The sequence below is a fragment of the Sphingomonas sp. Leaf21 genome (assembly GCF_916858675.1).
In the GTDB taxonomy this organism is placed as follows: domain Bacteria; phylum Pseudomonadota; class Alphaproteobacteria; order Sphingomonadales; family Sphingomonadaceae; genus Sphingomonas.
On record NZ_CAKASM010000001.1, the window covers coordinates 240862 to 259610 of the forward strand.

Below are 18749 nucleotides of genomic sequence, written 5' to 3' on the forward strand. Positions count from 1 at the left end.
CGGTCGGACACAATGGCTGCGATAGCGGCGAATGGCTGGCCTGGCAGACACAATTTGATATGGAACCGAAACGGCCATGCCCGGGTTCGCCTGCTACTACGACGTTTCCTTAACTGGATAAGAGAGAGCAATGACCGACTTTAACGACCTCGTGGATGGCTATAAGCGCTTTCGGACTTCCGATTGGCGTCGCCAGCGCGACCGCTGGGCCGAGCTGAAGGAAGGCCAGAGCCCCAAGGTGATGGTGATCGCCTGTTCGGACAGCCGCGTCGATCCGGCACAGATTTTCGACACCCTGCCCGGCGAAATCTTCGTCGTGCGCAACGTCGCCAACCTCGTTCCGCCGTTCGAAACCGGCGGCGGCCATCATGGCGTGTCGGCGGCGCTGGAATTCGCGGTGACGCAGTTGGAGGTCACCGACGTGGTGGTGATGGGCCACGGCGCCTGCGGTGGCTGCAAAGCGGCGCTGACGCAGGGTTTCGCCCATGCGCCGGAGGGCGAAGGCGGCTTCATCTCCAATTGGGTCAATCTGCTCGACGAGGCGCGTGAGAAGGTCATCGCCAAGCATGGCGACGGACCCGATGCGATGCGTGAAATGGAGCTGGAATCGGTCCGCACCTCGATCGCCAACCTGCGGACCTTCCCCTTCGTCACGACGCGTGAGGATGCGGGCAAGCTGAAGCTTCGCGGCGCCTATTTCGCCATTGCGGACGGCGTGCTGCACCTGATGGACGAGCAGGGCGAGTTCAAGCCCGCCGCCGCGACCGTCGCTGCGGCCTGAACGAAGACGCCCGCGTCGGGACTTCCGACGCCGGCGGTATCGCTTTGAAGGGGGACGGGTGTCGGTCGCGACGCCCGTCCCTTTTTCACGAGACTTAGTGGCTCGCGGCGACCACGACGGGATCGCCGTCCTTCTTGGCCTCGGCGGTCGAGCGCAGGTGAAGCTCGCGCATCTGGCGAAGCTCGGGAAGGCTCGGCGCGCCCATCAACAGGTCTTCGGCACGCTGGTTCATCGGGAACAGCGAGATCTCGCGCAGGTTCTGCGCGCCGCAGATCAGCATGACGATACGGTCGACGCCCGCCGCCATGCCGCCGTGCGGCGGCGCGCCATATTGGAACGCACGGTACAGGCCACCGAACCGCTCCTCGACATCCGCCTTCGACAGGCCGACCAGCTCGAACGCCTTGACCATCAGCTCCGGGCTCTGGTTGCGGATCGAGCCCGAGGCAATCTCGAAACCGTTGCACACCAGATCGTACTGGTACGCCTTGAGCGACAGCGGATCGGCCGAGTTGAGCGCTTCCATCCCGCCTTGCGGCATCGAGAAGGGATTGTGCGCGAACTCGACCTTCTTCTCGTCTTCGTCCCATTCGTAGAAGGGGAAGTCGACGATCCAGCACAGGCGGAACGCGCCCTCCTCGATCAGGCCAAGCTGTTCGGCGACGCGGGTGCGCGCGAGGCCGGCCAGCTTTGCAGCGGCCTCGACCTTGCCCGCCGCAAAGAACAGCCCGTCATCCGGGCCGAGGCCGAGCGCGGCATAGAGCGCCTCCATGCCCTCGGTGCCGTGGTTCTTGGCGATCGGACCACCGAACTCGCCGCCCTTGCGGGTGACATAGCCGAGACCGGCATGACCCTCGGCCCGGGCCCACTCGTTCATCTCATCGAAGAACTTGCGGCTCTTCTCGGCGGTCTTCGGCGCAGGGATCGCACGGACGACGCCGCCCGAACCCACGATCTTCTCGAACAGGCCGAAACCCGATGTCGTGAAGTGCTCGGACACGTCGGTGATGATCAGCGGGTTACGCAGATCGGGCTTGTCGCTGCCGTATTTCAGCATCGACTCCGAATAGGGAATGCGCGGAAACTGGCCTATCGGCGTCACGGTGCGGCCATCGGCGAACTTTTCGAAGATGCCGCCGATCACCGGTTCCATCGTCTCCCATACCTCTTCCTGGGTGACGAAGCTCATCTCCAGATCGAGCTGGTAGAATTCGCCCGGCAGACGGTCGGCGCGCGGGTCTTCGTCGCGGAAACAGGGCGCGATCTGGAAGTAGCGGTCGAAGCCCGCGACCATCAGCAACTGCTTATATTGCTGCGGCGCCTGGGGGAGCGCGTAGAACCTGCCCGGATGAATGCGGCTGGGCACCAGGAAGTCGCGCGCGCCCTCGGGCGACGACGCGGTCAGGATCGGGGTCGAGTATTCGGTGAAGCCCGCCGTCTCCATGCGGCGCCGCATGTCGGAGATCACCTGGGTGCGGCGGACGATATTGGCGTGCAGCGTCTCGCGACGGAGGTCGAGGAAGCGATACCGCAGGCGGATATCCTCGGGGTATTCCTGCTCGCCCGCCACCGGCATCGGCAGTTCCTCTGCCGCCGACAGCACGGTCGCGCCGCGCGCGAACACCTCGATCTCGCCGGTCGCGAGATTGGGGTTCACCGTACCCGCCGAGCGCGCCTTCACCACGCCGTCGATCGTGACGACTGACTCGACGCGGACGCTCTCCAGAATGGAGAGCGCGGGCGTGTCGCTGTCGGCGACGATCTGGGTGATGCCGTAATGGTCGCGCAGATCGACGAACAGCACGCCGCCATGATCGCGCTTCCGATGGACCCAGCCGGAAAGGCGGACCGTCTGGCCCACGGCTTCGGCCGTCAGCGCGGCGCAGTTATGAGTACGATAGGCGTGCATGGCGAACATTCTCTGAACGTCTAGGAAAGCCATGCCGCTTCCCCGTCTACCCCCCTTTTGTCAATCTTAATGTGCCCGGACACGGCGGCTGCGCGTTCCTCTTTGTCAAGCCGCACGGGCGGCGCTATGTGCCGTCTATGCACGTTCACCCGTTGATTACCGACAGCGCCACGCTCGCCAATCTCTGCGCCCGTCTCTCGCAAGCCGACTATGTGATGGTCGATACCGAGTTCATGCGGGAGAGCACCTATTGGCCCGAACTCTGCCTGATCCAGATCGCCGATACCGAGGAGGCGGCGGCGGTCGATCCCAAGGCGCCGGGCCTCGACATGACGCCTCTCCTCGACCTGCTGGTCAACAACGACCAGGTGCTCAAGGTCTTCCATGCCGGTGGGCAGGATATCGAGATCATCTACAACCTGACCGGCAAGACGCCCCACCCGCTGTTCGACACCCAGATCGCGGCGATGGCGCTGGGGCAAGGCGAGCAGATCGGCTACTCGAACCTGGTCGACAGCTGGCTCGGCATTCAGGTCGACAAGGGTGCGCGCTTCACCGACTGGTCGCGCCGCCCGCTCGACCAGCGCCAGGTCGATTATGCGATCGGCGACGTGACCCACCTGTCCGCGATCTTCCCCAAGATGCTGGAGCGGTTGCGCAAGACCGGGCGCGGCGCGTGGCTCGACCAGGAAATGGAGCGGCTGGCCGATCCGTCGCATTATGCCAACGATCCCGACTGCGCGTGGAAGCGGGTCCGCGTATCGGGTCGAAAGCCGGACATGCTGGGCCGCCTGAAGGCGCTGGCGCGCTGGCGCGAACTCGAAGCGCAGGCCAAGGACCTGCCACGGGGCCGCATCGTCAAGGACGAGACGCTGGCCGACCTGGCGGGGCATCCGCCGCGCAAGCAGGCCGATCTCGCCAAGGTGCGCGGCTTGTCCGCGACCTGGGCGGGGAACGATATCGGCGCGCGCCTGATGGACGCGCTCGATACCGCGGTGCCGCTCGGCGCGGATGAACTGCCCGCCCGTGACGATCGCAAGCCCGGAATGGGCCGTGAGGGCGCGCTGGTCGCCGATCTGCTCAAGCTGCTGCTCAAGATCCGGGCACGCGATATCGACGTGGCGCCGCGTCTGCTCGCCCGTGCCGACGATCTGGAGATGCTGGCGGCGGGCGTCCGTTCGGGTCTGTCGGTGCTAGAGGGTTGGCGGTTCGAACAATTTGGCCGGGACGCGCTCGATCTGGTCGAGGGGCGCCTGGGCTTCGTCGTCAAGGGCGGCAAGCTCAAGATGGTACGCGATACCGAGGAGGTCGCATGACGAAGGCGCTTGCGCTCGTCGCGCTGACCACCCTCGCCGCCTGCACCCCCAGTCCGAAACCTGCTCCGATGACGAACGACGCCGGTTGCGGCGATACGCGGGTGGCCGGTCTGATCGGCAAGGTTTGGACCGAGTCGCTTCGTGCAGACGCGATCAAGCGGTCTGGCGCGCGAGCCATTCGCGTGATCGGCCCCGAGACGGTCGTCACGATGGATTATCGGACCGATCGCCTCAACGTGGAGACCGACGCCGCGGGCCGGATCACCCGCCTTCGCTGCGGCTGATCCGTTCGGGCGTGCGCCCGAGCGCAGCGGCGAGAGCGCTGTGACGGCGTTCGACCGCCTCGCCGTAAAAGCCCCGATCGGTCTCGCCCATCGCCAGACCTAGGCTCTTTTCGTTCAGCGCCAGAGCGGTGCGCTCCAATGGCCCCGCGAGACCGCCGCTCAACCGCTGGCCCAGACGGATCGCCAGGCCCCAGCTCGTCGCCTGCTTCAATTGCGCGGGGGTGGCGAGTTCGGCGAGCGGTGCCGGCACGTCGAGCCCACCGCCAAGGCTGGTGTGCAGGGCCTGGGCCAGCATCGCCCGACCGGTCGCATCGATGCCCACCCAATTGCCATGCAGCGCGATCTCCACCCCGCGTTCGGCGCGAAACTCTGGATTGGCGCGCCAGCCGACATCGGCGAGCAGGCAGGCGGCGTGACGCAGCCGCGCATCGCCAGCGGCCTCTTCCTCGAACAGCGGGGCGATCCAGCCGTCCAGCAGATCACCATGCTCCGGAAACCGCCCCAACAGCCGCCCCTCTTCACGCGCCGCCACGATCAACGGATCGAGCGCGCGCGTCCTGGCGTCGAGGTCGCCGAAGATCAGCCCTTCGCGCAGACCGAAGGCGGATACGACGGTCGTGCTGCTGCCCAGGTGCTTGAGCAGCACGCCGAGCAACGCCGTCGCGTCGCCCAACGTCGCGGCGCGGCTGGACGAAAGCCCCTGTACCTCGCGAAGCCGCGCCTTGCTGAGATGCGGAATGGTTCGCGACAGCCGCAGAATGTCGACGGGGGTGAGTTCATAGTGATGGATGATCGGTAGCGGATAGCCTGCGAGCGTCATGTCGAGCCGCGCCAGCGCGCGCCACGATCCACCGACCATGTAGAAGGGCAGCCCACGTCCCCGCCCCTCCCATCCGGCATCGTCGATCATGCGGGCGATATGGCGCTCGAACGTCTTGCCGCCACGCTCGCGCAGCGCGGGGATGCGCAACACGCCCAAGGGGAAGGACACCCGGTCCTCGACCCTGCCGCCCCGCACGCGCACCAACTCCAGGCTGCCGCCGCCGAGGTCGCCCACGATACCGTCGGCGTCGGGAATGGCCGAGAGAACCCCCTCGCCCGCCGCCTTCGCCTCCTGCTCGCCCGACAGCAGTTCCACCGTCAGGCCGAGCGATTCGGCGCAGGCGATCAGTTCGCCGCCATTGGCCGCATCGCGCACCGCCGCCGTCGCCACCGTACGCAACGTCGCCACGCCCATCTCGCGCGCGAGGCTGGCAAACCGGAAGAGCGCGGTCTGCGCCTTGGCGAGCGCACCCGGATCGATCGCGCCAGTAGCCGCCAGGCCACGGCCCAGTCCGGCCATCACCTTTTCGTTGAACAGGATCGCGGGCAGTCGGGCGTGCCCCTGATAGACGACGAGCCGGACCGAGTTGGACCCGATATCGATGATCGCCGTGCGCGGCGCGCGTGCTCCCACCATGGATCAGCGAACCCCGCTCAACGCTGCCGTCGGAGTGACAGCGTCGGCACCGCCTTGCTCGTATCGAGCGCCGCACCGCGTCCCGAGAGCGAGGGATTGGTCATGAAATAGCGATGCAGGTTGAATGGACGATCTCCCGGCTCGTCGCGGACATAGCTTCCGTCGGGCTCCAGTTCCCAGCTCTGCTCATTGTCGAGCAGGTTGGCGACCATCACCTGATCCAGGATCTGGTCGTGGACGGTCGGATTGAGGATCGGCAGCATATATTCGACGCGGCGATCGAAATTGCGCGGCATCCAGTCCGCCGACGAGATGAACAGTTTCGCCGAATCATGGGGCAATGCCTTGCCGTCGCCGAACGCCCAGATGCGGCTATGCTCGAGGAAGCGGCCGACGACCGACTTTACCCGGATATTCTCCGACATGCCGGGAACGCCGGGGCGCAGGCAGCATATGCCACGCACGATCAGGTCGATCTCGACGCCCGCGCCGCTTGCTTCATACAGCTTCTCGATCACCTGGGGGTCGACCAGCGAGTTGACCTTGGCCCACAGGCTACTTTTTCGACCGGCGCGGGCATGTGCGATTTCGGCGTCGATCAGCGCCATCAGGTTGCGCCGCAGGTCGCGCGGCGACAGGCTCACCCTGCTCATGGCGGCAGGCTCGACATAGCCGGTGATGTAGTTGAACATCTGCGCCGCATCGCGTCCGATCAGAGGATCGGCGGTGAAGAAGCTGATATCCGTGTAGATCTTGGCCGTGACCGGGTGGTAGTTGCCCGTCCCGAAGTGGCAATAGGTGCGGAAGTCGCTTCCCTCGCGGCGGACGACCATCGACACCTTGGCGTGGGTCTTCCAGTCGATGAAGCCATAGACGACCTGTACGCCCGCGCGTTCGAGTGCCGAGGCCCAATAGAGGTTCTGCTCCTCGTCGAACCGCGCCTTCAGTTCGACGATCGCGGTCACGGATTTGCCCGCTTCGGCCGCCGCGATCAGCGCATTGATGACGGCGGACTGTTTGCCGGCGCGGTAAAGCGTCTGCTTGATCGCGACCACGTCCGGATCGACCGCCGCCTGCTTCAGGAAGGCGATCACCACCTCGAACGTCTCATAGGGGTGGTGGACGACGATGTCCTTGGCCTTGATCGCGGCGAAACAGTCGCCCGCAAATTCCCGGATGCGCTCGGGAAAACGCGGCGTGTAGGAGGGAAATTTCAGGTCCGGCCGGTTCTCGTCGACCAGCGTGTCGAGGTCGCCGATACCCAGCAGATTGCCGCTCTCGGTGATGATCGCATCGCTCCCGCCGAGTTCGTCGCGAAGCACGTCGGCCAATTCGTCCGGCATCCCGGTTTCCAGCTCGAGCCGGATCACCCGGCCCCGTCGCCGACGCTTGATCGCATTGGCGAAATAGCGGACCAGATCCTCCGCCTCTTCCTCGATTTCGATATCGCTGTCGCGCAGCACGCGGAAGGTCGCGGCGCCGTTGACGATGTAGCCGGGGAACAACAGCCCGGAGAACCGGCGGAGGATCGTCTCGATGGCGACATAGCGCGCGCCCTCGCCCGGCAGGCGGACGAAGCGCGGCATGGTCGCGGGAATCATCACCAGCTCGCGGATCGGCGCCTTGTCCGATACGCGGGTCAGGTCGAAGATCATCGACAGCCCCTTGTTCGGAATGAACGGAAAGGGATGCGCCGGGTCGAGTGCCTGCGGGGTCAGGATCGGAAAGATCTGATCGCGGACATGCGTCTCCAGAAAGGCGCTTGCCTCCTGATCGATCGCGTCGCGGCGCAGGACGAAAATGCCCGCCTCGTCCAGCAGGACGCGCAGGTCGCCCCAGACTTCCTGCTGGCTGGCCATCAGGCGATCCGCCTCGGCGACGATCCCGCTCAACTGCTGCGCCGGGGTCAGTCCGTCGACCGAGCGCTGCTCGACATCCTGCGCCTGCTGACCCTTGAGCCCCGCGACGCGGACCATGAAGAATTCGTCGAGGTTCGAACCCGAGATCGACAGGAAGCGCAGCCGCTCGAGCAGCGGATGCGCGCTGTTGCACGCTTCCTCGAGCACGCGGCGATTGAAGGCGAGCCAGGACAGCTCTCGATTGAAGTACCGCCCGTTCGGCTCGGCCGCAAAATGGTCGTCGTCCGGTTCGGACATTTGCGCGATATGGGCGGGACGGGTCATGTTTACTCGCTTGCGCTTAGGGCTCGGCGATGAGGCCTGCCGCGGTCAGTGTGGATCGTGCCAGGGGAATGGACAAGCGCGCACGCCGTTCCATCGCCCCCTGATCCAGCATATCCACCGCGCGGATGACAGAAAGGTGACTACGCTCGATGCGAAGCGTCAGCCACTCGATCAGATCGGGACGGGCATCCAGGCCGCGCCGCTGGAACAACAGCTCGAACAAGGCCGCGACCAGTTCGTCATCGGGCGCGCCGATTGCCGCCAGGCTGCTATTGGCGAGCCTCGAGCGGAGGTCGGGCAGTTTGACCTGCCAGCGTGGCGGCGGCGCGTCCGCGACGATCAGCAGCGGCCGCCGTTCGGCTTGCGCGGTGTTCCAGGCATGGAAGATCTGCACTTCGGGGACGCGCTCGGCGTCGTCGATGATCGTGCCGCCGCTGCGGGCGGCGAAAATGCGTGCGAGGAGCGACCGCCCCGACTTGCGCGGGCCGGTCAGGATCGCGGCCATGGTCGGCCAAGCCTCCCACTGGTCGAGCATCTTCGCCGCCATCCGATTCGAATCGGTCAGCAGGAACGCGTCTGATTTGGGATCCGCTGGCCATTCCAGCGGCAACGCCATCTGATTCATCCGGTCGTCGCATTATCCGAAGGGGGAGTGGCCGCTGGCGCCGCAGCCGCCGCGCGCCGGATGCGCAAGGTCGTACCCGCGCCGGACACCTGGAAGCCGCGTTGCTCCAGCGCGCGGCGAAGCTGCTCGGGATCGCCGTCGAAGGTGACCGCCATCAGCGACACGCCGCCGAGCGCAAGGCTGGTCGTCCCTGCGCGAACCACGCCGGGTATCGAGCGAACGAGGCTCTCGGCATTGGCGACGGCGCTGGCGCTCGGCGCATCATATTGCAGCGTTAGCGCGATGCCCGCGCCGGTCGAAGCGATCGCCGAGTCGAGCCCCGCGATCGGCTCCTCGCCAGGCGTCGTGTCGTCGATCACCGTTTCCTCGGGCTTGGGCGGTGGGTTCAGCGTCGCGTCGGGATGCAGCATCCCGCTGGCCAGTGCCTTCTGGTAAAGCCCGTCCAGTCGCCCGACGCCCGTGTCGAGCAGCTGGTTGATGCCGTCGGTACTGCCGACACGCAGCGTTACCGTGCCGAGTAGCGTATTGTCGGGCCCGTGGCGCGCCTCGAACACACCGATCACCGGTCCGCCCGGCCATTGCCGATAAAGATGGACGACGGGGATCAGGATATCCGACGCGCCATATTGATCGAGAATGGTGCGCCACCATCCGCGCGAACGCCGCCCGATCTGTCCGGCGTTCAGCAGCAGAGGGTCGGTCCCGGTGCCGGACGGCCGGATATAGTCGATGGCGCTGCTGCCGGTCCGGAAGCGCGCCCATGCCTGTTGCCAGGGCGTGCGCGCCTCGAACATCTGCGACACGCCGCCAGAAACCTGCAGCGGCATGACGAGCATCGGCGGTGAACGATCGGCATAGGCGCTGACGCCCAGCACCCCCGCCGCGCGCGTTCGATCGAACAGAACGCCGAGCCGCGCGACATAGCGATTCGGGCCGATCTGTTCGTTTTCGACCACGAGGCCACTCACGAGCGAATCGAGCAGGCCATCCGAAGCCGCCATGCCGCCCCGCCCGACGCGCTGGGCGAGCACGGCCCAGGCCTTGCGCTGCGCGATGCGCCAGCCGCCCAGCCGCGCCGCCTCCGCCGTCTTGCCGGAGATGTCGACCGCGACCCCCGTCACCTCATAGGCGCCGCCATTGTCGATCGGTGTGACGCCGCGCGCGGGCCCATCGATCTGGGCGAGCACGGCCCCGCCCCCGAGGCCTAGGCCGGTCAGAGCGGCCAGACCGAACATTACGGAGGGCAATCGCAAACGCATCGCGGTCTTTTGGCGAAGCAGACGTGGAAATCCAAGCGCGATATAGCTAACGGGCAAACATGACCGACCACAGCACGCCGTCCGCCGCCCCGTCGCCCGCCACGTCCGGCACGTCCTACACCTATGCCGATGCCGGGGTTTCGATCGCCGCAGGCAATGCGCTGGTCCGCGCGATCGGTCCGCTGGCGAAGTCGACGCGGCGGCCGGGTGCCGATGCCGATCTGGGCGGCTTTGGCGGCTTCTTCGACCTGAAGGCTGCGGGCTTCACCGATCCCTTGATCGTCGCGGCCAATGACGGTGTCGGCACCAAGCTGAAGCTCGCGATCGAACATGACCGTCACGACGGCGTCGGCATCGACCTCGTCGCGATGTGCGCCAACGACCTGGTCGTGCAGGGCGCGGAGCCGCTGTTCTTCCTCGACTATTACGCGACCGCCAAGCTGGAAGGCGATGTGCCCGAGCGCGTGATCGCCTCGATCGCGGAGGGGTGCCGGATCGCGGGCTGTGCGCTGATCGGTGGCGAGACCGCCGAGATGCCCGGCATGTATGCACCCGGCGACTATGACCTGGCGGGGTTCTGCGTCGGCGCGGTCGAGCGGACACAGGTACTGACCGGCGCGACCATAGCGGATGGCGACGTGATCCTCGGCCTGGCCTCGTCCGGCGTGCATTCGAACGGCTTCTCGCTCGTCCGGCGGCTGGCGGCGGACAAGGGCTGGAAGCTCGATCGCCCTGCCCTGTTCGACCAGGACCTACTGCTGATCGAGGCGCTCATGGCGCCGACACGCATTTATGTCCGGTCGCTGCTCCCGTCGGTCAAGGCTGGGACGATCAAGGGGTTGGCGCACATCACTGGTGGCGGCCTGCTAGAGAATATTCCTCGCGTGCTGCCCAAGGGCGTCCATGCCGTCGTGGACGCCGATGGCTGGGAACAGCCCCGCCTGATGGCGTTCCTTCAGGCGCAGGGCGGGATCGAGCCGGAGGAAATGGCACGCACCTTCAACTGCGGAATCGGCATGGCGGTCATCGTCGCGGCCGACCAGGCGGAGGCGCTAGCGGACACGCTGCGCGCGGCGGGCGAGACGGTCGTGACGATCGGTCGCATCACGGCTGGCGAGCGCGGTTGTACCGTCACCGGTTCGGCGGGCACCTGGAGCGCCAGGGCCGACTGGACGGCGACCCATGCGGGCTGACGAGCCGGTGAAGGTCGGCATTCTGATCTCGGGACGCGGCTCGAACATGCAATCGCTCGTCGCCGCGGCCGAGCAGCCGGGCGCCGCCTATCAGGTGGCGATCATAGCCTCCGACAAGCCAGACGCCGCCGGTCTGCGCTGGGCCGCGGAGCAGGGAATTGCGACCTTCGCGCTTTCGCCCAAGGGCATCGGCAAGGCCGCCTATGAAGCCGCAGTCGATACCGCGCTGCGTGAAGCGGGGGTCGAGATTATCGCGCTGGCGGGCTATATGCGGCTGCTGTCGGGCGATTTCGTCGGCCGGTGGCGCGGGCGGATCGTCAACATCCATCCGTCGCTGCTGCCGCTTTACAAGGGGCTCGACACGCATGCGCGCGCAATCGCGGCGGGTGATGCCGAAGCCGGGTGCTCGGTCCATATCGTGACCGAAGAGCTCGACGATGGCGATGTGCTCGGCCAGGCGCGCGTGCCGATCCTGCCCGGTGACGACGCCGACGCCCTTGCGGCGCGGGTGCTGGTCGAGGAGCATCGCCTGTATCCGAAGATCCTGACGGAGTTTGTGCGTCGATGACCGATTACCTGAGCCGTATCCGCGACATCGCCATGCTGTTGCCCGGCACGACCGAAGATGTGGGCGAGCGCGAAACCCGCTTCCTGGTCGAGGGGGAGGCATTTGCCCGGCTCTCGGGCGACGGCGCCCTGTTGCAGGTCTGCACGGCGGACCCGAGCAACGAGCCGTGCTGGGCCGACATTCCGCTCGGCGACGCGACCGACTGGACGCTGGTTGAGGATCGGGTCGCGCGGAGCTGGGAACTGGTGGCTCCGACCGCGCTGCTGGAGGCGGGCGGGCGATGAGCGGTTCGGCAGGCGACGAGGCTGCCGATCGCGCCAAGTCCCGGCGACGCCTGCTGACGCTGGCCGAGTTCGTCGCCGTCGCTGGGCTGTGCGTGGCGGCGCTGACACTGTACCTCAACTGGTCGCAGCAGCGCAGCGATGCCGCCGACCGTGCGGCCACCGCCAATGCCCAGCGCAGCGAGCGCGCGCGGCTCGACCTGACCGCGACCGCCGAAGGCGATGGCCGTCGCCTGGCGCTGCGCGATCCCAATCACGATCTGCAAGAGGTCTCGATCGTCTTCCCGACGAAATCGGGCATCGGTCGACAGGTGCCGGTCGGTGATCCGGTGATCGAGGCCGAGCCGATCGTCAAGCCGATCCTCGCCATGACCGACGGTGAAGCCGACACGAAGGAGGGCCGCCTGCCGGTGCTGATCACCACCCGCTATTGGGATGGAGACACCGCGCGAACCGCAACGGGCCTGTACGATGTGATCTGGAGCACGCATGGCCGCTGGCTGCGTGGGCGGACGCTTCGACTGGAAGGCCTGCGGCTCAAGGATCGCAACGGCACGACCGCCAAGCTCGACGCCGCATGGGCCGCGATCAAACGCTAAAGCGGGCGTGCGTAGATCACGTCGTCATAGATCGTGTCGCCGACCCGAAACTGACGCGTACCCGCCAACTCAAAGCCCTCGCGTTCGTAAAAGGCGCGGGCCCGCAGGTTGATGCCCAATACCCCCAGCAATATGCGGCGTGCGCCGAGCGCTTTCGCGTCATCGATCGCTCGGGTCATCAGCGCGTGGCCCAATCCCGTTCCCTGCGCCAGCGACAGCGCATAGATGCGGCGCAGTTCGATATCGCGTTCGTCGGTTTCGATCGGCAGATCGGGTGGCAGCAGCAGGGTATAGCCGACCGGCGCGGCGCCGTCGGGATGCTCGGCCAGGGTGGCGACGCAGGATGGATCGCCGATCCATGCGTCGAACTTGGCGGGTGCACTATTGACGTTGCAGTGGCGCACCATGTCGGGACCGCTGATGGTCCCGGCAAAGGTCTCGAGGAAGGTCGCGGCCGCGACGAGCGACAGGGCGGGCGCGTCGCCCGATACCGCCCGTCGCAGCCGCCATTCCATCAGCCGACGATTTCTTCCGGCTTGAAAAAGTAGGCGATCTCGATCGCCGCATTCTCATCCGAATCCGAACCATGGACGGTGTTGGCTTCGATCGACTCGGCCAGTTCCTTGCGGATCGTGCCCGGCTCGGCATTGGCGGGGTTGGTCGCGCCCATGATGTCGCGGTTGCGCTGCATCGCGTTCTCGCCCTCCAGCACCTGCACGACGACCGGGCCCGAAATCATGAACGTGACCAGATCGTTGAAGAAGGGACGCTCCTTATGGACCGCGTAGAAGCCTTCGGCCTGTTCGCGGGTCATCTGGATGCGCTTCGAGGCGACGACGCGCAGGCCGGCCTCCTCCAACATCTTGGTGACGGCGCCGGTCAGGTTGCGACGGGTCGCGTCGGGCTTGATGATCGAAAAGGTACGGTTCGCGGCCATGATGGTCACGCAGCTCCTAGAATTGGGTTGGCTGGAAGTGGCGCCGCCCTAGTCGGGGCTCGGGCGCTTTGCAACGCCTTATGCAGCACCTGGCGTTCCGCATTGTAACGCAAGGCGGCCTTCCCCGCTGTCCCGAAACGGCTCAGGCAATCGCCCGTGCCATCAATGGGGTTGTCGTGCGAGGGCTCGCAGGGCTAGTCGCTCCGTCATAGCGGCCCGGATGGGCGCCTTCCACGGCACGGGGTTTGACGAATGAAGATCGCTGTTTTCGGGCTCGGCTATGTCGGCATGTCGAACGCCGTGCTGCTGGCCCAGCATAATCAGGTCGTCGCGGTCGACATCTCGGCCGATCGCGTCGCCCAGGTGAATGCTCGCCGGTCGCCCATCATCGACGCCGAACTCGAGGACTTCCTCGCTCATCGCACGCTCGACCTGTCCGCCACGACCGAGGCGGCGGACGCGTTGTCGGGTGCGGAATTCGTGATCATCGCGACGCCGACCAATTACGACGTCAAGACCGACAAGTTCATCACCAGCTCGGTCGAGGACGTGATCCGGCTTGCCAAGCGGCACGCACCCGACGCGACCATCGTCGTCAAGTCGACCATCCCGGTCGGCTTCGTCGACGATGTTCGTGCCCGTCTCGACACGCAGCAGGTGATCTTCAGCCCCGAATTCCTGCGCGAGGGGCGCGCGCTCTACGACAATCTCAATCCGTCGCGGATCATCGTCGGCGAGCGGTCCGAGCGCGCCCGTATCTTCGCGGATCTCCTGCTCCAGGGGGCCGAGAAAAAGGACGCGCCCGTGCTCTTCACCGATGCGCGCGAGGCGGAGGCGATCAAGCTGTTCGCCAATACCTATCTCGCGATGCGGGTCGCCTTCTTCAACGAACTGGACAGCTACGCCATCGCGGGCGGCATGGATACGCGCCAGATCATCGAGGGCGTCGGTCTCGATCCGCGTGTGGGCACGCACTATAACAATCCCAGCTTCGGCTATGGTGGCTATTGCCTGCCCAAGGATACCAAGCAGCTTCTGGCCAACTATTCCGACGTGCCACAGAATCTGATCCGGGCGATCGTCGACGCGAACCGCACGCGCAAGGACTTCCTGGCCGACCAGATCATCGCACGCGCGCCGCGTCGGATGGGGGTCTATCGGCTGACGATGAAGGCGGGATCGGACAATTTCCGCCAGTCGTCGATCCAGGGCATCATGAAGCGCGTGAAGGCGAAGGGTATCGAGGTCGTCGTCTACGAACCGACGCTCGAGGACGATCACTTCTTCGGTTCGCGCGTCGTGCGCGACCTCGTCGCCTTCAAGGCGGAATGCGATGTCATCATCGCCAATCGCAACGCGCCCGAACTCGCGGACTGCGCCGAAAAGGTCTTCACCCGCGACATTTTCGGCTCCGACTAATCTCTCTGGACGACGACGCCCGCGATCACGGCCAGCGCCGCTGGCCGTGATTGCGGGTGAACGGGAAGCCCGGTTGCAATGCGCGGCGCTCGATCTATGAGACGTTGCAACATACCAAATATTCGGAGCATCCATGGCCGCCGCCCTTCCCCGCCGCTTGATATCGACCACAGCGATCGCCGCCGCGATCTTGTGGAGCGGTACGCCGGTGGCTGCCCAGTCCCAGGACGTCGAGGCCGGGGACGACATGGAGCGCAAGGGTGACATCGTCGTGCTGGGCACGCGAGGCAGGACCGATCGTACCTTGTCGTCCGATCCGGCGACGGAACGGATGTCGCAATCCAGCCGTTCGCTCGAGCGGGATGTGCTCCAGGCCGCCGGGACCTATCGCCTGAGCGACGCGCTGGAGCTCGTCAGCGGCTTCAGCCAGCAGAATAATCGGGGCGGCGTGCTCGACAATTTCGCGATCCGGGGCTTTCTCGGTACGCCGGACGGCGGCGCGGAATTCTATGTCGACGGCTTCGTCGCCAATCGCGGCATGGCGCCCCCGCGCGATCCCGCCACCGTTGAGCGGATCGAGGTGCTCAAGGGACCGGCCGGTGCCATATTCGGCGATATCGATCCCGGCGGGCGGGTGAACATCGTGTCCAAGGTCCCCGACTTCGCACCCGCCGCCCATGCGACCATAACCTATGGATCGTTCGATACCCGTCGCGCCGAAGTCGACGCGACCGGCCCCTTGTCCGACACATTGGCCGCGCGGATCGTCGTGGCGGCGGAGGATAGCGACGGCTGGCGCGACACGGTGACGCTCCGCCGCCGCGTCGTGTCGCCGTCGATCACCTGGCGGCCGAGCGACGCGGTGCGCCTGACCTATCTGGCGGAATTCATGCAGTTCGATACGCCGTTCGATCGCGGCATTCCGGCGGTAGGCGACGATGCGAACGCCCTGCCCCGCTCCAACTATTATGGCGAACCGGCCAACGGGCTCACCCGTTTTCGCAACGAACGCCATCAAATGACGGGGCTGGTGCAGATCGGTGGCGGCTGGACCTTGAACGGGGGGATCGTCCTGCGGATCGGGTCGCTACGGGGATTTTCCGCCGACCAGTCGCGGATCGTCGGCACGCAGGTCTGGCGGCAGCGGCGGTCGCGCGATTTCACCGTCGACGATCTTTCCGCCCGGCTGGAACTGGCCGGGGAATTGGGTCGGCACCGCGTCAGTCTGGGCATCAAGGGCTATCGGATGACCTATGGCGAGCGATGGATGCGCCGCAATCCCTCGGCCGAGTTTCCCTATGCCGTGGATCTCTACGATCCGGCTTTCAGCTATGGCGGAGCCGCCGCGCCGCTGCTGCCATTCACCAATAACGACGAGCGTCGATGGGCGGGCACGGTCTATGTCCAGGATATGTGGGCGGTCACGGAGCGACTGACCCTCGTCGGTGGGGCGCGCGTGGATCCCTATCGCCAGACCATCGTCAACAACCGGACGGGCAGCGTCGGGCGGATCGTAAAACAGCCAGTCAAATTCCGTGCGGGCGGCCGCTACGCGATGGACGAGCATATCTCCGTCCATGCCAATTGGGGCGAGTCCTTCCTGTTGAACTCGGGCACGGGTCGCACGGGCGAGGGCTTCCAGCCGGAGGAGGCGCGCGGCCTGGAGGTCGGCCTTGCCGGTCGATGGGCTGGGCTCGACGTCGGACTGACCTGGTTCGACATCGCCAAGACCAACATCCTGACGACCGATCCGGTCGATCCAGCCTTCAACGCGCCGGTCGGGCGGCTGAACAGCCGCGGGATCGAGGCCGATGCGTCGCTCCGCCTCGGTCGCCGGTGGCAGGTGATTGCCAACTATAGCTGGGTAGACGCCCGCAACGACGACAGGAGCTTCGCGACCCCGGCGGTGCTCGGGGTGCCCAGGCATTCGGGAACCGCGCTTGTCGTTCATCGACTGCCGGTCGGGGACCGCGAATGGCAGCTGAGCGGTGGCCTGGCCTATGTCGGCGATCGGGCCGGTTCGCTCGATGCCCGGCCTTTGGTATTGCCCGCCTATGTCAAGGCGAAGGCGGCGATCGAGGCGCCGGTCGCCGACCATCTTCGCCTGCGCCTCGAAGCCGACAATCTGTTCGACGCGCGCTATGCCGCCAGTTCGTACAGTCGGCTCTGGGTCTTCCCCGGCGCGCCGCGTACCGTGCGCGCGTCGCTCCGGGTGGATATCTAGGCTCCCGGACCGTGTCAGGTCGGCTGGTGGACGGGGGGCAGACGCAGCCGCATCGGCTGGGACAGCCAACCGACCACCATGGCGCGCATTGGCTGCCAGAAGGCCGAGAGGGTCAGGAGTGCCGATCCGATCACGAACGCGGTGAACGCCGCGCCAAGCTCGACCGCGCCCGCGCTCCGGAACAGCGAGTAGAGTGCGTAAAGCACGTACACCAGGCTGGACACCAGCAACGCCCGACGATCCACCGCCAGCGCGATAGCCGCGAACAGCAGGTAGAGACCGAGCACGATCACCGCGACCCCTGCCCCGATCTCGCTGTTGAACACGCCCAGCAACTGGAAGATGGGATGCGCGATCATCGGGGCGGCGGCAAGATGCAGCCAGAACGCCACGTCGGCGCGACGCGTCTCGCGGCGTGGGTCGGACATGTCCCAGCGCATTGCGAGCGCGAACACGGCGACGCCGCACAGTAGCAGAATGGGCCAAACCCCATGCTTGATATCGGGAAAGGCCGCCACGAGCAGCCCGATCGCGACGACCACGAGCGCCGCGGCTCCCGCCGCGACCGTGATCGGAACCATGAACCGGCGCCAGTGTAGCCATGCCGCTACCGCCGAGGCGAGGCCGACCCCGGATGCCGCCAGCGCGCCGGCGGTCCCGCCTATGTTCGGCCAGATCGCCTCGACCGTCCCGGCCAGCGCACCCGCGACTCCGCCGACAAAGCCCAGAAGGAGAAGGATGCTCGGCAGCGCCATGCGGCGGCGATCGGTGAAGTACAGGGCCAGCATCCACGAGGCGGCGGCGATGAACGCGCCCCCCAGGCCATGGCTGATGCTAAATCCGATCTGGCCCAGCGCGGCCAGCAACAGGGCAAGCGCGATCGACACGAAGATGTCGTTGAACCCGGTCAACAGACGGAAATGCTCCTCGTCGACCGCCGGTGCGGCGTGCACCGTCGCGACATGGCGCCTGAGCGCAGCGGCTGCGTCGGGCGAGATCGCCCCTGCCGCCACAGCGCCATCGATATCGCTCTCGCTATACATCGCGCTTCTCCCCATTTGATGGGCGGAAAGATCGCCGATGTGTATTGTCTAGTCAATACACGACTGGAAGCCGTTGTTCTACCAGCCTATGCTGCCCGGCACGCCCTTGAATGGTCCCGCCAGTTGGGACGTGATCCATCCGCCATAGAATCCTCCGGGCTGCGGTCGCGCGATCTCGCCATCGACCGTGCAGCGGTCGAATGGCCCGGCGTAAAACGCCAAATGGTCGCGCAATACTTCGAAGTCGGGCGTCGGCCGCGGATAGCTCCACGCAACGTCGCGAAGGACTTCTCCACCGACATGGAGATGCCAATAGATCGCTTCCCCTTTCCATTCGCAGAAGGAGCGCCTGTCCGAGCGTTGCAGCAACTCAGCTGCGATGTCGTCGGGCGGGATATACCAGCTCGGCGGATGGCTGGTCTCCAGCGTGCGCACCGGCCTGTGCGTGTCGGCGACCACGACGCCCCGATGCTCGATCCGGACATGTCGATCGGCGGGAAGCGCGATGGCGGGACGCGGATAGTCCCATACGCTCTCCTGGCCGGGGCCAGCGGGCTCGGGCACTGCTCTCATGCGGCTTCTTTCCTGTAACCCCGGGGAACGGCATCAACGCCCACGGTCGCGCAAAGTAGCCGAGCGGAACGACATAGCAGGACATGCGTCTCGATA

Annotated in this window: 18 protein-coding genes; 9 read left to right on the forward strand and 9 right to left on the reverse strand. The window is 66.1% G+C overall.

Annotated elements, in window-relative coordinates; genetic code table 11:
• Positions 1 to 130 precede the first annotated feature (130 nt).
• Complete coding sequence (locus LRP66_RS01140) at positions 131 to 781, forward strand: carbonic anhydrase (protein ID WP_230480650.1); 651 nt, start codon at positions 131 to 133, stop codon at positions 779 to 781.
• Between the two features lie 94 nt (positions 782 to 875).
• On the opposite strand, the gene aspS is transcribed toward LRP66_RS01140, so the two are convergent.
• Positions 876 to 2690 (reverse strand): aspartate--tRNA ligase, encoded by a 1815-nt coding sequence (gene aspS / locus LRP66_RS01145; protein ID WP_230480652.1) that lies wholly within the window; start codon positions 2688 to 2690, stop codon positions 876 to 878.
• Between the two features lie 137 nt (positions 2691 to 2827).
• Here aspS and rnd point away from each other — a divergent pair, with 137 nt between their 5' ends.
• Both rnd and LRP66_RS01155 read left to right on the forward strand, forming a co-directional pair.
• Entirely contained in the window at positions 2828 to 4006 is a 1179-nt protein-coding gene (rnd, locus tag LRP66_RS01150; protein WP_230480654.1) for a ribonuclease D, read from the forward strand.
• Positions 4003 to 4290, forward strand: coding sequence for an I78 family peptidase inhibitor (locus LRP66_RS01155; protein WP_230480655.1), 288 nt, complete (start codon positions 4003 to 4005; stop codon positions 4288 to 4290). Before rnd ends, LRP66_RS01155 begins: the two co-directional genes overlap by 4 nt.
• Here the strand turns inward: LRP66_RS01155 and LRP66_RS01160 are convergent.
• Genes LRP66_RS01160 through LRP66_RS01175 form a run of 4 tightly spaced genes read right to left on the reverse strand, consistent with a single transcriptional unit; the run spans position 4268 to position 9816 of the window.
• On the reverse strand, positions 4268 to 5749 hold the full coding sequence (locus LRP66_RS01160) for a Ppx/GppA family phosphatase (RefSeq protein WP_230480657.1): 1482 nt from the start codon (positions 5747 to 5749) through the stop codon (positions 4268 to 4270). The genes LRP66_RS01155 and LRP66_RS01160 overlap by 23 nt on opposite strands.
• Positions 5750 to 5766: 17 nt before the next feature.
• Complete coding sequence (locus LRP66_RS01165) at positions 5767 to 7932, reverse strand: RNA degradosome polyphosphate kinase (RefSeq protein ID WP_443026647.1); 2166 nt, start codon at positions 7930 to 7932, stop codon at positions 5767 to 5769.
• 16 nt (positions 7933 to 7948) lie between these two features.
• Positions 7949 to 8557 (reverse strand): HdaA/DnaA family protein, encoded by a 609-nt coding sequence (locus LRP66_RS01170; protein WP_230480658.1) that lies wholly within the window; start codon positions 8555 to 8557, stop codon positions 7949 to 7951.
• On the reverse strand, positions 8554 to 9816 hold the full coding sequence (locus LRP66_RS01175; protein WP_230480661.1) for a heavy-metal-associated domain-containing protein: 1263 nt from the start codon (positions 9814 to 9816) through the stop codon (positions 8554 to 8556). The genes LRP66_RS01170 and LRP66_RS01175 overlap by 4 nt, the downstream gene beginning before the upstream one ends.
• A gap of 59 nt (positions 9817 to 9875) precedes the next feature.
• Between LRP66_RS01175 and purM the strand changes: the two genes are divergently transcribed.
• The 4 genes from purM to LRP66_RS01195 are packed head-to-tail and all read left to right on the forward strand — an operon-like array spanning position 9876 to position 12457.
• The gene (gene purM / locus LRP66_RS01180; protein WP_230480663.1) at positions 9876 to 11009 is read left to right on the forward strand and encodes a phosphoribosylformylglycinamidine cyclo-ligase; all 1134 of its coding nucleotides are present in this window, start codon (positions 9876 to 9878) and stop codon (positions 11007 to 11009) included.
• Positions 10999 to 11577 carry a phosphoribosylglycinamide formyltransferase gene (gene purN, locus LRP66_RS01185; protein ID WP_230480664.1) on the forward strand — a complete coding sequence of 193 codons (579 nt, stop codon included), beginning with the start codon at positions 10999 to 11001 and terminating at the stop codon, positions 11575 to 11577. Before purM ends, purN begins: the two co-directional genes overlap by 11 nt.
• Entirely contained in the window at positions 11574 to 11861 is a 288-nt protein-coding gene (locus tag LRP66_RS01190; RefSeq protein WP_230480665.1) for an MmcQ/YjbR family DNA-binding protein, read from the forward strand. Before purN ends, LRP66_RS01190 begins: the two co-directional genes overlap by 4 nt.
• Positions 11858 to 12457 carry a hypothetical protein gene (locus LRP66_RS01195; RefSeq protein WP_230480666.1) on the forward strand — a complete coding sequence of 200 codons (600 nt, stop codon included), beginning with the start codon at positions 11858 to 11860 and terminating at the stop codon, positions 12455 to 12457. Before LRP66_RS01190 ends, LRP66_RS01195 begins: the two co-directional genes overlap by 4 nt.
• Here the strand turns inward: LRP66_RS01195 and LRP66_RS01200 are convergent.
• A complete protein-coding gene (locus tag LRP66_RS01200) occupies positions 12454 to 12972 on the reverse strand; it encodes a GNAT family N-acetyltransferase (protein ID WP_230480667.1) in 519 nt (172 codons plus the stop codon). The genes LRP66_RS01195 and LRP66_RS01200 overlap by 4 nt on opposite strands.
• On the reverse strand, positions 12972 to 13394 hold the full coding sequence (gene ndk / locus LRP66_RS01205; RefSeq protein WP_230480937.1) for a nucleoside-diphosphate kinase: 423 nt from the start codon (positions 13392 to 13394) through the stop codon (positions 12972 to 12974). The genes LRP66_RS01200 and ndk overlap by 1 nt, the downstream gene beginning before the upstream one ends.
• Positions 13395 to 13646: 252 nt before the next feature.
• On the opposite strand from ndk, the gene LRP66_RS01210 reads away from it, so the two are divergent.
• Both LRP66_RS01210 and LRP66_RS01215 read left to right on the forward strand, forming a co-directional pair.
• A complete protein-coding gene (locus tag LRP66_RS01210) occupies positions 13647 to 14813 on the forward strand; it encodes a nucleotide sugar dehydrogenase (RefSeq protein ID WP_230480669.1) in 1167 nt (388 codons plus the stop codon).
• 133 nt (positions 14814 to 14946) lie between these two features.
• Positions 14947 to 17037 (forward strand): TonB-dependent siderophore receptor, encoded by a 2091-nt coding sequence (locus tag LRP66_RS01215; RefSeq protein WP_230480670.1) that lies wholly within the window; start codon positions 14947 to 14949, stop codon positions 17035 to 17037.
• A 14-nt stretch (positions 17038 to 17051) separates the two neighbouring features.
• On the opposite strand, the gene LRP66_RS01220 is transcribed toward LRP66_RS01215, so the two are convergent.
• Positions 17052 to 18080 (reverse strand): hypothetical protein, encoded by a 1029-nt coding sequence (locus LRP66_RS01220; RefSeq protein WP_230480672.1) that lies wholly within the window; start codon positions 18078 to 18080, stop codon positions 17052 to 17054.
• 78 nt (positions 18081 to 18158) lie between these two features.
• Positions 18159 to 18653 (reverse strand): DUF427 domain-containing protein, encoded by a 495-nt coding sequence (locus LRP66_RS01225; protein WP_230480673.1) that lies wholly within the window; start codon positions 18651 to 18653, stop codon positions 18159 to 18161.
• Between the last annotated feature and the right edge of the window lie 96 nt (positions 18654 to 18749).